Raw genomic sequence first — 15,137 nt, forward strand, 5'->3', positions numbered from 1 at the left:
AAGCTCTAAAACCTGAGTATAACAGGCTGGAAGCCTCTTGTCTACAGAAACTCCCGAATCAGTTGATGCCTGACACCGTTATTTTCCACCGCAAGTAGGGAGGAGAGGCGCAGTCCGGGCAAATCCCGGCGGCTATGGTCTTGGACTCGTCGCATTCGTAGCGCCGGGCCTTGAGCAGGAAAAAAAGCGGCAGGTCCACGGGATGCTTGTCCACCGCGATCCGGCACACCCGGTCGCGCGCCATGGCCTCGGCGACCCCGTCCTTGGGCAGAAAATCAGCGGAACTTTCCCCATGCCAACCCAGCCTGAAGCTGAGCGGCGGGCGCGCATGAGGAGACCCGATCTCCCTCCAGAACAAGCCTTGGAACGCCGCGCCCAGGGCCAAGCCGGGAGCAAGCCAACGGCGGCCGCGGCCTTTCAGGAACGCCGGAATGGCGGCGGCGGCCCCGGTCATGGCCAGAAATGAGGGAATGATGTAATAGCGGATCGAGCTCGTGTCGCGAAAGAGGATGAATAGAGAAGCGTAAGCCAAGGGCCATATCTGTAAAAAGCGCCGGTAAGGAGAGCTCTCCGTGCCGTTATCGAGGGCCCCGAGAGCCCCCGAGACGACGAGCCACAACAAGCCCGCGGCCCAGGCCCAAGAGGCGGCCGCCAAGAGCCATGGCTCCTCCCAGGAAGAGAGACGCTTGAAAATCGCCGTGTTGGACCAAATGGCGATGAAAGGGATGAGATGCCACGCCGTAAAGCAGAAAAGCCCGATGGCCAATATTCCTTTAATCAGCGCAAGCCGTCGGGCTTGGAAGTGTTCCGTTTTAGTGAATCTCTTTATCCTATCTTCCATTTCCAAAGAAAATTTTTGAAAGAGGATCGCCGCGGCCAATGGAGTCGCTAAAAGCGCCGCCGCCAAGCCCGCGCGATGCGCGGACCAAAGCGGGTCCGAAATCAAAGGCTTCAGGGCGCAAATGAAGGCCGAAGCGATCGCAGCTATGGCGCATAAAACCGCGAGCTTCCAGCCCTGGCCCTCGAGAGCCAGGGCCGAGGCGGCGACGGCCAAGGATAGGGGAACGGAGGCGAAAATGAAGTGGTTGAACACCCCGAGGGCCGCGGCGGCCAGGAATAAAGCCACCGCGGTCGGAGAAAATCTTTTCTCTTCGATGAACTCCCGAAGCAGGACGAGCAATACGGCAAGCAGGAAGTTCTGCAGGGCGTAGACCTCCCAGGCCACGCGGGACTTGAGCGCGAAAATTCCGAGATTGGCCATGAGATAGACAACCGCCCATGCCTCCGCCCGGCCCAGGCGCCGCGCCAAATGAGCGACCAGGATACAGGCCGCGGCCGCGTTGAGGAAAGCCCCGGGAAGCCTCAAGGCAAACACGCTCACCCCGAGCCCCGCGAAAGCCTTGGAAAGGATCCAGGCATAAAGGGAGCCCGTGTAGCCATTCATGCCGTGCAAGGTGTAGACGCCGCGCTCGAGGAAGTTCGCGGCGAGGATGCCGATCCAGGCCTCGTCCATGTGCAGGCCCGGGAAAGACTCCAGGCGCCAGAGCATCAAGGCGGCCAAGTAGGCGCAGCCCAAAGAGAGAAGGAAAAAGCCGGAAAAGCGCCTCATTAGGGAAGGATAGCCCCCGCCCGGAATCGAACCGAGGTAGGCAGTTTACAAAACTGCTGCTCTACCACTGAGCTACGGGGGCGACGCGTTATTTTACAAAATACTGCAGCTCGTAGACGCTTTGGCTGCGATCCTTGAAGACCGCCCCGCTCGGGCCGAACTCCGGAACGGTGAAGTAAGGCGCCTGGCTGGCGGATTCCCTCTTGAAATACTCCCGCTCCAAGGAATCCTTTTTCGCCGCCTTATTGGCGCAGTCGGCCCCGTAGTACACGGGGCACTCCAGGGCGACGATCTTGAAGGACTTCTCCTCAAAAATCGGCCCGCCCCCCCCCCCCCGGCACTTCCGCCAGCTCTCCCGCGATCAGAATGCCGCCCGCCGGCAAATTGGGGGCGCTTTTTTAAGAAAGAATCGCCCCGCCTTCAAGCCCTCCTCGGCCCGGGCCTGCCCCAGGCAAAGACACAAACTAAAAAAACAGACGATCATAACGCGCATAGTCATACCTCCTTAAAACTAACGGTCGTCCAAATATAGCAGTTTCAAGAAATTGCCCGGCCGCCGATTGGCGAAAAAAGAGGCGGGGCCCTCACGGGCCCCGCCTGTGCTAATTATAAGTAAGGAACCTTACTGTTTGGCCAAGTCGTCGACCATTCCTTGGGCATCCTTACCGCTCTTTCCCGCGAAGTAGGCGAACGCCGCCGACGCGAGAAGGACCGCCGCCCTATACCCCAGACCGAATCCAGGCATGAGGAACGTGTAAGCAAGCAGCGTTCCAATTCCCGCGATGAGGTAGTGCGGGGTGAACATGCCGAGGATCAAGCCCACCGAAGAGGCCAGGATGACGTGGGCCAGCGCGGGGTAGGCGGAAGAAACCGCCACGGCGCCGACGATTCCCGCGATGCCGGTCATCGCCGCTTTCATGAAGCGCGAGCGATCAATGGACTTCCGGTACAGGCCTCCCGAGAGGGCCGCGCTGAGGACGGTGGCCACCGCGGGCTGGCTCATCGGGTCTTGAGGGTTGGCGGTAAGGCCCGTCGCGTGGAACACCGTCGCGACGGCCGTGCTCACCATACCGGCCATGAAAGGCTGGCCGATGGCCAAGCCCAGGAGAGCTCCCATGGCCACGGGGGCCCACACAGCGCCCCAGAAGGCCGTCGGGACCGCGAGGAAGTAAGCTCCCACCACGGTCGCCATGATTCCGGCCGCTCCGAGAACGCCCATGAGCTTGCTGCGATGGTCCGGGTTCGGGATGTAGCCCGCCAAGCCCCGGGACACGTAGGCGGCGGACAGCGCGGCCATCGTGATCAGGGTCGGGATGGATGCGGCAACGGCCGCTCCGACGGGCGTCGCGATGGCGGCGGCCACGCCGGCCACGGCCAGGCCGATGACGTCGGCCTTGCTGAACCGGACTTTGGCGTTGAGCATCTCATGCACCGGCCGAGCGGCGGCGCCGAAGAGGAAGCCCACGGAGATCGCAAGGATCGCCGCCACGGCTCCTCCGGTGGACATCGCCGCGACCGCGGCTCCGGTCAAGACCATGCCGATGGTCCCGGTGTACATATCCCTGAGGTTGACGCTCTTGATGTCGCGCATCAGGATATGAGTCCCCAAGGCCATGGCGAAGGCCGCGTACCTGAGGGTGTGGGCGGCCGCGCCGATCGGAAGACCGACCAAGGCCACGCCGGCCACGGCGGCCAAGGCTCCGGCCACGGTCAGCTTGCCCTCCGAGGACAGGCCGAACATGGCGCCCAGTATCACCGGGGCGAGCTTGATCGCCAGAGGCGCGCCGATGCCGGTGGCCAAGGCGAAGGCCATGGCGATTCCGGCCATGCCGATATTGCGCCCGTACTTCTCCTTGATGCCCTCGGGCAACTCGGCCACGGACAGGGAGGCAAGCGCGGTGACGTTGAGGCTGGTCACCACCGCGGCAGGCACGCCCAAGACCGGCAGGACCGCCAGGGCCGCGACGGCGATGGCGACTCTGCCGCTCGCGTCTTTGTTGACCCCGGCGATGGAGCCGAGGACGACGCCGATGGCGAGACTCGACAACAGCGGGACGGGAACGTACAAGGAAGCCACCGCGGCCAAGATGCCGCCGATGGAGACGACGTTATTGATGAGTGAGTCGGAGACTCCCTGCTCTTTCTGAGCTTTGACGTACATGTGCGCCGCGTAAGCCGCCGTCGGAATGATGAGGAGCGGCAGGTTGGCGGTGGCGGCCAGGACCGTTCCGACCAGGCCCACGGCTAGGCCGGCGGCCAAGGTCATGGACAAGGCCTTGCGGTCCGAGGCCTTGCGCTCATGGGCGAACTTGCTGACGGCGTAGCTGGCCAAGGTCGCGATGACCGTGGGGATGAGGTAGGCGGCCGCGCCGGCGGTGCCCACCGTCATGACGGCGCCGCTGCCGATGGCCAAGGTCACGACGCCGAGGACCGCGAGGGACGCGCCCGCGAGGGTCTCCCTGTTGATGACGTCATGGCTCGTGCCGATCTCGCCCCGGAAGTGCATGCGGCTGTACAAGGCCGCGGCGGCCGACAGCCAAAGCAGAGGCATGGACGAGACGCCGGCCACCTGCGCGATGTTGACGAGCGCTATGCTCACGCCGTAGACGGGCGCCAGTTGAGGGGTGTCGGCATTGAAATGCCCCAGGGCCAGGGAGATGAGCCAGGGCAGGAACAAGGACGCTCCCAAGGCGGTAGGACCACTCACGGCCAGGAACACGGTCCCGGCCACGGCGCCGGCCATTCCAACGTAGCCCAGCCAGGACTCAAGCTGCCCCTTGTCCGAGCCGTTCATGAGAAGAGCGGCCGAGAAGGTGCTGGCCGCCATGAGGAAGATGGCCTGCAGGGGCGCCGCAGGGCCGAACACGGATCCGGCCACGTACCAGAGCCAAGACACCATGGCTCCGGCCGCGACTCCGCCGATCACATGATTGTACTTGGCGGCGTGATAGCCCGCCAGCACGGAAAGAACCATGGGAACGGCCAGAGGATAGGACGCCGCCAAGGTCGCGGGAGCCGCGAAAGCCGCGATCCCGGTGAGAGCCAAGGCGAAGACGGCGACGAACCGGCGCGCCATGTCCTTTCTCTCGAAGCCCTGGGTGAAGAGCTCGGTGGAGACGGTGGCGATGCCCAAGGTGAGGGCCTGGGCCGCGAAGGCCACGGCCGTCGCCATGCCGGCGACGCTGAGGGCGCTCAGGGCCGCGAAGGAAACCACCGCGACCGCGGCGCCGACCTTGGAGTTCTGCGTGGAATAATACGCCAAGGCGCCCATGACGATGGGCAGGACCCCAAACTGCATCAAGGTCACGGCCGCGGCGGGAGCGGCGGCCGAGCCGAGGATCAGGTAACCCGCGGCGGCCACGCCGGCGCCGACCACTCCGACCAACTTCAAGGTGCTTGTGTTTTGGGGAACGTCGTCCGCGCTGTCCGGAGAGAGACCCAGCACGTTGATATTCCTGCTATGAACGATAGAACCGCCGATCAGCCCCGACAAGATCAAACCGACGCCGATGGTGATCGCTCCGCTCACGATGGATGCGATTCCGAGCCCGGCCAGCGTTAGGCCGAGGATAAGACCCAGGCTCTGCGGGCTTTGGCGACCGTTGGAGCCTCCGCCGAATCCATCGAAACCGCCGAAGTCAATCATCCCTCTGCGACCGGCCGCCCGGCCTCTGTAGCCCAGCAATCCCGATCTGGAGGAAGAGCCTTTGCCGGCGTTCACGACAGTGGCATCGTCAGCCTGTCCGGAGCGGACGGTTTTCAGGTCCCACTGCTTCTGGCCCTGCCCGACCGCCGCTTCAACCGAGCCCTGCTGGAGCGTCTCGGTCGCGAGTTCTTGGGTCGCCATGGCATCCGCCGCGGCCTGAACCCGAGCCTGCGCCTGAGGAGCGAATCCGCTCATGCCGGCCGAGGTCCTCTGAACTCTCTCAGTCCTTACTAAGGAGAGATTGGCTCTCGTTCGAGCATCCTGCCGAGTATCGGGAGCGCTCGTCTCGGCGCGGCCCCCGTTAATGACCCTTAAGGAAGGGGTCGCATTGGGAGCTGTAGGGCCAGCCTGCGTGTCCAACTGCATGGCATTGGCTCCGATAATGTTGACACCCGCGTTGCCGCGGTTCCCGGTAACGACTCCGGGTCGCACGGCTCCGAGGTTGACGACTTTGCCCTGTCCCCTGACATTACCGCCCGCCATTGCCTGATAGCATCCCAGTCCGGGGGAGACCATCACGACAGCGGCGGCGACGGCAGTGGCCAGGAAACGGTTCAACCACTGTTTCATAATTCGCCTCCGGTGCGTAAATTACAGACCATGGGACCATAGTAGGAATAATGCGGAGAAAGCCCATGGGCCCTAGGGACCTTTCGCGTTCCCAATTTTGGCCTACAGTTTTATGGGACCTCTGTCCGGTGCCAGGCTTTTAGAAGTTTAAAGTTATGGGGCCAATAGTCCTACCGAGACCTAGGCCCTCTGGCGTAAGGAAGACGGGCCTTATGGCCCCTGCCCCGAGGGAAGTCTGGGCTTACACTAAGAGAGATGGAAAAATCCTGGCCGAACCTCTCCTGTCTTCTTGCGGCAGGTTTGGCCCTAACCGCCTGCGCGGGGCCACGGCAGCATGTCTATCGCTTCGCCAGCCTAGGCTTCAGCGTCCGCGTCATGCCCCACCGCAGCATCACCGCGGCCGACTGCGGCTCGCGCAGAAAGGATGACGGGAGCCCCCTCGCCCACGCCGACGGCTGGAAAACGGCCTCGGCCGACCAACTTCACTGGCGGTAAGCTACTTCTGAGGTGGCTGGGTCTTGAGCACCCGATGCAGGATGGACAGGAGCTTCTTCTGGCTGATGGGCTTGACCAGAAACTCCTCGACATGCACCTGCTTTCTCATGTCCTGGACTTCCTTGGTATGGGCGTAGGCGGTCACGACAATGACCGGGGGAGGAGCGGGCGTGCGGCTCAGGTGGCTGATGACCTCAAAACCCGTGATCCCGGGCAGCATCAGGTCCAAGACCAAGGCGTCGGGAGAGGACTTGAGCTTTTCCAAGGCCTTTTCACCGGTCGCGGCCAGGTCTATCTTGAAGCCGTCCCGCCGGATCATGATCTCGAGCAGGTTCAGCATGGATTCGTCGTCGTCCACGATGAGCACGGTCTTGGTCTTGGGGTCTAGCAAGGACATAAAGCGCTTATAGTATACAATTGAATTTAGGAATTCGGTGACAGTTACTTAATTCTTTCGGGGGAATTAAGTAACTGTCACCGAATTCATTCATTTACTAAGGGCCGTGAAGGTGCCGTCCCAATCCGGGCCGGGGGGAACGGCCTCGAAGGCCTTGAGGCGCTCCTCGTAGAGATCGTAAAGCGTCGGAAACGACCAGGGCCGGGAGCGACATATGGACAGAAGGGCCCGGGCCTTTTGCCACTGCCGGGAGCGGTAGGCGGCGAGCATCTCGTCGTGGCGCTTCTGCCAGGCCGAGAACTCCTCCTGGCGGGCCATGGAGTCGTCGCCCAGGAGAGCGTAGATGCGCACGGGCACGCTTTTCCCCTTCACACGGATAAGGTCCAGCTCCAAGACCGCATAGTCCGGAACCCGCTCGCGGGTATTGGGGCCTATGACGATGCCAACCCCATAATTCTTGGATTGGCCCTCGAGGCGCGAGGCCAGATTCACCTCATCGCCCAGGGCTGAATAGTCGAAGCGCTGGTCAGAGCCCATGTTCCCCACGCAGCAGGCGCCGGTATTGAGTCCAAGACCTATCTGAACGGGAATAAAAGGCCGTCCCTCGGCCTTGCTCGCCGCCTCCCACTCGGTATTGAGTTCGGCCAGCTTGTCCTGCATCGCGAGCGCCGCCTGACAGGCGTGCCGGGCGTGCTCGGGATCGTCCAGGGGGGCGTTCCAGAAAGCCATGATGCAGTCGCCGATGTACTTGTCTATGGTGCCCTTTCTCTCCAGTATGATTTCCGTCATGGGGGTGAAGAAAGCGTTGATGAGGTGAGTCAAACCCTGCGGGTCGAGCTTTTCCGAAATGGTGGTAAATCCCCGTATGTCGCAAAAAAGCAAGGTCATGTCGCGCAGTTCCCCACCCAGCTTGAGCTTGTCGGGGTTCTTGGCCAGCTCCTCGATCAGGGCCGGGGACATATAGCGGCTGAAGGCCCCCTTGATCTGGCGCCGCTCCGCCTCGGTCTTCAAGTAGCCTATTAAGGAAGAAGACATATAGATGAGAAGCACGGTCAAGCAGGGGAATACCGGATCCACCAGGTACATCCAGGAGGAGAAGGCATGCCAGGAAAAGGCCAAAGCTCCGGTCAGCCCCGCCACGGTCAAGCTCACGCTGGAAAGCGCCCCGCAGAGAGGAAGGAGCAGGATCAAAGCTAGGCCCATCACCAGCATGTAGAGAAGCTCCGCGCCCGGGGCCCAATCCGGGCGCTGGAGAAAGCGCCCCAAGAGGACCTGCTCAACCACGTTGGCGTGGACCTCGACCCCGGGGGCGGCGGGGCTGAGGGGTGTCACGCGCAAGTCCTTGAGCCCAGAGGCGGAGGTTCCCAGGAAGATAATGCAGCCGGCCAACTGCTCGGGGTCGAAATTTTTATTGAATATCCGCCACAGGGCAATGGTGCGCTCGGGAGGCGGCAAGGTGTAGTACACCCAGAAGCGGCCCTTGGCGTCCGTGGGGATCTTATAGGCCCCGATCTTGATCCGGCTGATCCCAGTGTGCTGGCCGAAGCTCGACTCGCCGCTCGCCCCGGAGGATTTGACGGCGTAGCCCGCGCCCCCTTGGGCCACGCGCAGGGCCTCGGCGGCGAGCGAGGGATAAAGGGATTTCCCCAAGCCGAAGAGGAGAGGGGGCCTGCGGATGATGCCGTCCGATTCGGGGAGGAACCCGAAATTGCCGTTTCCCGCGGCGCGTTTTTCCAAAATCGGGAGATTGGCGACCGCGCCCTCGTAGGCGTCCACGTAGGCCATGGGATTGTCCCCGGCGTAGGAGAATGAAGCTTTCACGACGGGTGCCGCACCATTCTTCTGGCCGGTCAAGACAAAGCCAGTCACGACCCGGCTTCGGCCTATGGCCTGGGCCAGGAGGGCGTCATGGTCGGGCAGGGTCTTGAGCTTGGCCTTAACCGCTTCCAGCTCCCTGGTATGGGGCCAAAGCGAGGCAACCTCCGCCGGAGAAGTACGGTCTGGCTCGGAAAAAACGATGTCGAAAGCCGTGACCGCGGCGCCCAGCTCGTCCAATCTATCTATGACGCGGGCCACCTGGCTTCTCGGCCAAGGCCACTGGCCGAGACGGGAGAGGGTCTCGTCATCTATGTCGAGGATGCGCACAGGGGCCGCCTCGTAGGGGCGGGGGCGCAGGACTTGGAACATGTCGAAGGCCTTATGCTGGAAGGTCTCCACCCAAGCCCAGGGGCTCAGCTTGAGCCAGACCACCAGGAAGAGGAGGGCCAGGGGAATCAAGAGCTGGGCCCCCCGCCTCCAGAGCGCGCGCGCCATCAACTGGATTTTCCGTGATTTGCCCGGAATAATCAAGCTGTTGACTTTCCCGGGGCTATTGTGCCAAGATGAACTTCCCGCGACAATCATATGAAACGATTTAAACTCAGACTTACGGCAATTCCCTTGGCACTGCTGGGCTTGGCGGCATCCCTCCAGGCGCAGAACTACGAGCAAGAGATACGCAAGCCCGGCAGCGAGATCGATATTCAATCCAAGATCACCAATATCGGCGAGGAAGCCCAGCGCCGCAAGATCCTGGAGGGCGAGAAGGACGTCTCCTACGATGAGGTGCTGGCCGACCCCGATAATTTGGATTTGAACTACCGCTATGCCCGGACCCAGGTCCGGCAGGGGAATCTCAAGGGCGCCTCGGCGACTTTGGAGCGCATCCTGCTGATAGACCCGAACCTCTCCAAGGTGCGCCTGGTCTACGCGATCGTCCTCTTCCGCCTTCAGGACATGGTCGAGGCCGAGCGGGAGCTCAACGCCCTCAAGGGCGTGGCCGACCTTCCGGAAAATCTGCGCCGGGAAACCGACAAATACTTAACGGCGGTCGAGAAGTCCTACAAGCGCACCGTGCTCTCCGGCCGCGTAAGCGCCGGCGTCCAGTACGACACCAACCGCAACTCTGCCTCCTCCTCCGGACAGAGGCTCCTCACCGACGTCCCGATCACCTTAACCGGAACCTCCCTCAAGCGCGCGGACGTGAGCAAGATATTCATAGGCAACCTCGAGCTGCGCCGGGACTTGGCAAGAAACTCCGGCGACCAACTTTTCGCGAGCTACACCTATTACCGGGCCGACCAAACAGCGGTCAAGAGCCTCAACCTACAGGCCCACTCCGCCCAGGCGGGCGGGGTTTGGAAAGCGCGCAGCTGGGAGCTGACCCCGAGCCTCTCCTACGATCTGGTGCTCCTGGCCCAGACCACCTACCTGCGCAACCGCGGCGGGGGCCTGCGCGCCCTCTACAAGCCCAGCCCGCGCTCGAGCTTCTTCGTGGAGGCCAAGGACGTCTACCAGGACTTCGCCCGCACCGCCGACGTCCCCACGGCTCCCGAGAGAAACGGCATCCAGTTCGACGCCACGGCCGGGGCGGAGTGGCAGGCCACCGGCTCCATGCGCCTGAGCTTCAACTACAACCGCAGCGTCAAGCACGCCTCGCGCCGCTACAACGCCTACAACCGAGATTCGGTGACGGTCGGAAACGCCCTGTTCCTGGGCAAGGGGCTGTTCCTTATTCCCAGCGCGACCTACAATTACGATCAATACCTGCAAAACGACCCCAGCGTGAGCACCCTCAAGCGCATCGACAAGACCGTGAAGCTCGACGTCACCGCGGGCGCCTCGCTCGGCCAGCTGCATCCCAAGCTCGAGAGCCTGCTCTGGACGGTGAGCTACGAATACTACGACTCCACCCGGTCCAACCTGCGCAACTACGCCTACATCAACCAGAAGATCTCGACCTTGCTCACCTACCGGTGGGACGTGGGCTTCTGACGTGCTCTAGATCACAACTTTTGGGTCTTGCGCGGCGGCATCACCACGGCTATACTTGCGTAATAAGCCCGAAAGGGTTTATGGAGGATTCATGAATAGCCGCCTCATCGCCGCCGCTCTGTCTCTGACCTTGGGCGTTTCCCCGGCCGTGGCGCAAATTCCGGCAGCCGCTTCTCCCGGCCGCATCGGCGTGGCCGCGGCCGTCCACGGCCTGGTTCAAGCCACGGCTCCCGGGCAATCGGTGGGGCGCATCGTCCAAAGCGGAAGACCCCTTTATCAAAACGACCACGTGACCACGGACGCCCAGGGGCGCCTCCAAGTCATGCTCCTGGACGAGACCGTGTTCACCTTGGGCCCCAACAGCGACATGGTCTTGGATGAGTTCGTCTACGACCCCGTTACCGACGCCGGGAAGGTCACGGCCCGGATCACCAAGGGCGCCTTCCGCTTCGTGAGCGGCAAGATCGCCCGCAAGAAGCCCAGCAACGTCCAGATCAAGCTTCCCGTGGGAACCATCGGCATCCGCGGGACCATAGTGGTCGGCCAAATCATACCCGGAGCCGCCATTCCGGGAGGAATCGGGGAATCCATGAGGGCGCGCATCGCCGTGCCCCACGGCGCGATCCAACTCGCCCCCGACATGCCCCGGGACATACAGGGACAGATTCCCGGCGGGCCGGCCATGCCCCCTCCCCCCCAGGCCTTCATTCCTTCCGGAGGGGGCGCCGAGATGGGAGCCGGCTTCGTGGCGCCGATGCCGCCCGGTGCCGTGCAGAATTTCATGAACCAGATGCGCGAGGTCGGCCTCGCCTTCAGGCCCGGAGACAAGGAAGGACCCCGGCCGGAGGGAGCCTACGGACCCAGGCCGGGAGAGCAGCGCGCCGAGGGAGAACAGGGCCAGCGGGCAATGCATCGCCCAGGGCGGGAGGGCCAGCCCGGGATGCGCCAACCGGGCGACCCGGAAGGGCCCGACCAACCGGGAGACGAGCAGGCAGGACCCCGCCAGCCGGGCGACAATAGGCAGGAAGGCCCGCGCCAGCTCGGGGACATGGCGGAAGGTCCCCACAAGCCGGGAGAGCCCGGCAACGATCCCGGCCCGGGCGGCTATCCCGGCTTTCGCCCCATGCGCGGCGATCCCAACCAGCCCAAGCCGGACCAGCCCAGACCCGACATGAACGCCCAGGCTGGCAATATGCCCCAGCAGCCCATGCCCGGCCCCGGCGGCATGCCGGTGTACGATTACTCGGGACCTATAGACTACGGCCGCGCCGATTACGGGATGATGGGCCCCGCCGTCTATCAGGGAGACATGTACAACAACATGTATATAGACCCCTCCTGGACCGCGTCCTACTCCCAGGACGCCACCAGGACCTTGACCGGGATCACGGCCGGAGCGGCCACCTGGGACGAGATCCGGACCAATCTTCCCACGGGAACGGGAATTTATAACGGCTCGGGGTCCTACATCTCCTGCAGCGACGCGCCCTCCTGCACCAACATGTCAAGCGGAGGGATCGCCTTCACCGTGGTCGTGGATTTCACCAACCAAATCATCGGGGGCTCGGGCTCCAACATCACCCTCTCGGGCGCGATCTCGGACATGACCCACATCGCCGCCGGGAGCTACGCCGCGGGGGGCATCATCGACAGCATGACCACCTACGCGGAAACCTTCATGGACAGCGCCAACGGCATGATAGACAACGCAAAATTCAACGGCTCCCACATCGGGCTATACAATTCCGCGGAGGCCACGGCCCAGACCGCGCAATTGACACTCAACTACACCGACGTCGCCAAAACGACCAAGGCGACCGGCATCGCATCCGGCACACTCACGGCGAAATAGGGGCTCGGGGACCTCGACTACTCTTCGCAGTAGTCGAGATCCTTTCCGTAGGATTCCTCGAGGCGGGACAGGGCCAGGAAGGCGATGAGAAGGCTCGCGGCTCCCACCGCTTGGGCGCCGACGATAATCCCCCAGGCGCCCTTGGCGGCCTGGAAGGAAAAGTTCAGAAGCACCAAAGAACCCCGCACGAAATTCGGCACCGTGGTCGTGACCGTGGCCCGGATGTTGGTTCCGAATTGTTCCGAGGCCGTGGTCACGAAAACCGCCCAGTAGCCGGTGCCAAGGCCCAAGGCCAGGCAGAGGGCGTAAAAAGAGCCCAAGGGCAGGCCGGGAACCAGCAAATACGCGGCCATGAGAAGGCCGGTCGCGGCCAGGAACCCGAAAATGGCTCTCTTGCGCGACCTTAGATATTGGCTGAGGGCGCAGCTCAAGAAATCCCCCAAGGCGCAGCCGAGGTAGAGGAACATCACGGCTCGCGCCGGGTTGGGCAAAGCCGCCATACCCAGGGCCTTGCCGAACTCCGGCGAGAAGGTGACGAGGATCCCGATCACGAACCAGATCGGCACCCCGATCAGGATGCAGCAGAGGTAGCGCAGGGCCCGCTCCGAGTCGCCCAGGAGGGTCCTGAAATCCCCCTTCTTGACCCGGGAGTCCTTGATCTGGGTGAAGAGCCCCGATTCATACACCCCGATCCTGAGCAGAAGAAGGAGAAGGCCCATGCCTCCCCCAACGAAGTAGGCCGTACGCCAGTCGAAATAGTCGCCCACGAGCCCGGCCGCGACTCCGCCCAATATCCCCACCCCGGCCACGACCATGGTGCCGTAGCCGCGGGATTCCTTGCTCATGATCTCGCTCACCAAGGTGATCCCGGCCCCCAGCTCTCCGGCAAGGCCGATCCCGGCCAGGAACCTCAGCCAGGCATAGGCCGAGAGCGAGCCCACGAACCCGTTGGCGATATTGGCGGCGGAATAAAGAAAAATCGATCCAAAGAGGACCGATAACCGCCCTTTCTTGTCCCCCAGTATCCCCCACAGAATGCCGCCCAGGAGCATGCCCGTCATCTGCATGTTGAGAAGAAGCACTCCGTTGGAAAGCAGGGCCTCCTCGGGAACCCCGATGCCCTTGAGGCTCTTGACTCGGACGATGCTGAAGAGGATGAGGTCGTAGATGTCGACAAAATAGCCGAGAGCCGCCAAGAGGATCGCGGCCCGGACTCCGCCTTTATCGCCAGTTCTCATGAATTTTTACTGTACTACACAATAGGAATTGTACCCAGGGGGCATCTCAAATGCAAACGGATTGACGCGCGGAGCGCGCGACATCCGTTGCCTCCGCGGTGACATGCAGTGACCCGAGCTGCCTTGATTCGCCGCATTCCCAGCCCTATCCTAAGCGCAATGAGAAAAATTCAGATCTCTCCAGCCGTGCTCTCCCACAACGGCTCGGACGGCCTCGGACCGGAGGAAACCGCCGAGCTTCTGCACGCCCTCAAAACCGTGCGCAAGGGGAATTTCTCGGCGCGCCTGCCCAGAGCGCGCGGAGGGATCTGCGCGGACATCGCGGAAATCTTCAACGACATCGCGGAAATGAACCAAAAAATGGCGCAGGAGCTCGAGCGCATCAGCCGCGTGGTGGGCAAGGAAGGCAAGCTCGCCCAGCGCGCCTCCTTGGGCCCCATCACCGGCTCCTGGGCGACCTGCGTGGACTCCGTCAACTCACTCATCGGCGACTTGGTCCAGCCTACCACGGAGGTCGCCCGCGTGATCGGAGCCGTGGCCAAGGGGGATCTCTCGCAAACCATGCCTCTCGAGATCGAGGGCCGCCCGGTCAAGGGCGCCTTCCTGCAAATCGCCAACACCGTTAACACCATGGTGGGACAGCTTTCCTCCTTCGCCTCCGAGGTGACCCGGGTCGCCCGCGAGGTCGGAACCGAGGGGAAGCTCGGCGGACAGGCCGTGGTCAAAGGCGTGGCCGGGGTCTGGAAGGATCTCACCGACAACGTCAACTCCATGGCCTCCAACCTCACCAACCAGGTCCGTAACATCGCCGAGGTCACGACCGCGGTCGCCAAGGGAGACCTCTCACGCAAGATCACGGTCGAGGTCAAAGGAGAGATTCTAGCCCTGAAGGACACCATCAACACCATGGTGGACCAGTTGAACTCATTCGCCTCGGAGGTCACTCGGGTCGCCCGCGAGGTCGGCACCGAGGGCAATTTGGGCGGACAGGCCGTGGTCAAAGGCGTGGCCGGGGTCTGGAAGGATCTCACCGACAACGTCAACTCCATGGCCTCCAACCTCACCAACCAGGTCCGCAACATCGCCGAGGTCACGACCGCGGTCGCCAACGGCGACCTCTCCCATAAGATCACGGTGGAGGTCAAGGGCGAGATATTGGCCTTGAAGGACACCATCAACACCATGGTGGATCAGTTGAACGCCTTCGCCTCCGAGGTCACCCGGGTCGCCCGCGAGGTCGGCACCGAGGGAAAGCTTGGCGGCCAGGCCGTGGTGAAAGGGGTGGCCGGCATCTGGGAGGACCTCACCAACAACGTCAACTCCATGGCCAATAACCTGACCACCCAGGTGCGCAACATCGCCGAGGTGACGGCGGCGGTCGCCAACGGCGACCTCTCCCGCAAGATCACGGTGGAGGTAAAAGGCGAGATTCTGGCCTTGAAGGACACCATCAACAC

10 protein-coding genes and 1 tRNA gene are annotated in these 15,137 nt (G+C 62.8%); 4 read left to right on the plus strand and 7 right to left on the minus strand.

Annotated elements, in window-relative coordinates; all coding sequences use genetic code 11:
* Positions 1 to 58: 58 nt before the first annotated feature.
* The 4 genes from HY921_03210 to HY921_03225 form a co-directional block, all read right to left on the minus strand.
* Positions 59 to 1,609 (minus strand): hypothetical protein, encoded by a 1,551-nt coding sequence (locus tag HY921_03210; GenBank protein ID MBI5629877.1) that lies wholly within the window; start codon positions 1,607 to 1,609, stop codon positions 59 to 61.
* Between the two features lie 11 nt (positions 1,610 to 1,620).
* Positions 1,621 to 1,691 (minus strand) — tRNA-Thr (locus tag HY921_03215).
* A 6-nt stretch (positions 1,692 to 1,697) separates the two neighbouring features.
* On the minus strand, positions 1,698 to 1,880 hold the full coding sequence (locus HY921_03220) for a hypothetical protein (protein ID MBI5629878.1): 183 nt from the start codon (positions 1,878 to 1,880) through the stop codon (positions 1,698 to 1,700).
* Positions 1,881 to 2,231: 351 nt separating this feature from the next.
* Positions 2,232 to 5,885 carry a hypothetical protein gene (locus HY921_03225; protein ID MBI5629879.1) on the minus strand — a complete coding sequence of 1,218 codons (3,654 nt, stop codon included), beginning with the start codon at positions 5,883 to 5,885 and terminating at the stop codon, positions 2,232 to 2,234.
* Positions 5,886 to 6,140: 255 nt separating this feature from the next.
* Here HY921_03225 and HY921_03230 point away from each other — a divergent pair, with 255 nt between their 5' ends.
* Entirely contained in the window at positions 6,141 to 6,380 is a 240-nt protein-coding gene (locus tag HY921_03230) for a hypothetical protein (GenBank protein MBI5629880.1), read from the plus strand.
* A gap of 1 nt (position 6,381) precedes the next feature.
* Here the strand turns inward: HY921_03230 and HY921_03235 are convergent, their stop codons facing one another.
* Both HY921_03235 and HY921_03240 read right to left on the minus strand, forming a co-directional pair.
* Positions 6,382 to 6,777: a response regulator gene (locus HY921_03235; protein ID MBI5629881.1), complete on the minus strand. Its 396-nt coding sequence runs from the start codon at positions 6,775 to 6,777 to the stop codon at positions 6,382 to 6,384.
* A 90-nt stretch (positions 6,778 to 6,867) separates the two neighbouring features.
* The gene (locus HY921_03240; GenBank protein MBI5629882.1) at positions 6,868 to 9,090 is read right to left on the minus strand and encodes an adenylate/guanylate cyclase domain-containing protein; all 2,223 of its coding nucleotides are present in this window, start codon (positions 9,088 to 9,090) and stop codon (positions 6,868 to 6,870) included.
* A gap of 90 nt (positions 9,091 to 9,180) precedes the next feature.
* Between HY921_03240 and HY921_03245 the strand changes: the two genes are divergently transcribed.
* Positions 9,181 to 10,590, plus strand: a complete 1,410-nt coding sequence (locus HY921_03245) for a tetratricopeptide repeat protein (protein MBI5629883.1) — start codon at positions 9,181 to 9,183, stop codon at positions 10,588 to 10,590.
* Between the two features lie 91 nt (positions 10,591 to 10,681).
* The gene (locus tag HY921_03250; protein ID MBI5629884.1) at positions 10,682 to 12,442 is read left to right on the plus strand and encodes a FecR domain-containing protein; all 1,761 of its coding nucleotides are present in this window, start codon (positions 10,682 to 10,684) and stop codon (positions 12,440 to 12,442) included.
* Positions 12,443 to 12,459: 17 nt separating this feature from the next.
* Here the strand turns inward: HY921_03250 and HY921_03255 are convergent, their stop codons facing one another.
* Positions 12,460 to 13,680: an MFS transporter gene (locus tag HY921_03255; GenBank protein MBI5629885.1), complete on the minus strand. Its 1,221-nt coding sequence runs from the start codon at positions 13,678 to 13,680 to the stop codon at positions 12,460 to 12,462.
* Positions 13,681 to 13,839: 159 nt separating this feature from the next.
* Between HY921_03255 and HY921_03260 the strand changes: the two genes are divergently transcribed.
* The coding region (locus tag HY921_03260) for a HAMP domain-containing protein (protein MBI5629886.1) at positions 13,840 to 15,137 on the plus strand (1,298 nt) is incomplete at its 3' end.

It is taken from the genome of Elusimicrobiota bacterium (assembly GCA_016218575.1).
Classification (GTDB): domain Bacteria; phylum Elusimicrobiota; class Elusimicrobia; order UBA1565; family UBA9628; genus JACRDN01.

Coding starts and splice junctions, on each gene's coding strand:
- HY921_03245 (MBI5629883.1), top strand. CDS start 9,181: ATGAAACGATTTAAACTCAGACTTACGGCAATTCCCTTGGCACTGCTG.
- HY921_03210 (MBI5629877.1), bottom strand. CDS start 1,609: ATGAGGCGCTTTTCCGGCTTTTTCCTTCTCTCTTTGGGCTGCGCCTAC.
- HY921_03255 (MBI5629885.1), bottom strand. CDS start 13,680: ATGAGAACTGGCGATAAAGGCGGAGTCCGGGCCGCGATCCTCTTGGCG.
- HY921_03250 (MBI5629884.1), top strand. CDS start 10,682: ATGAATAGCCGCCTCATCGCCGCCGCTCTGTCTCTGACCTTGGGCGTT.
- HY921_03235 (MBI5629881.1), bottom strand. CDS start 6,777: ATGTCCTTGCTAGACCCCAAGACCAAGACCGTGCTCATCGTGGACGAC.
- HY921_03225 (MBI5629879.1), bottom strand. CDS start 5,885: ATGAAACAGTGGTTGAACCGTTTCCTGGCCACTGCCGTCGCCGCCGCT.
- HY921_03240 (MBI5629882.1), bottom strand. CDS start 9,090: ATGGCGCGCGCGCTCTGGAGGCGGGGGGCCCAGCTCTTGATTCCCCTG.
- HY921_03230 (MBI5629880.1), top strand. CDS start 6,141: ATGGAAAAATCCTGGCCGAACCTCTCCTGTCTTCTTGCGGCAGGTTTG.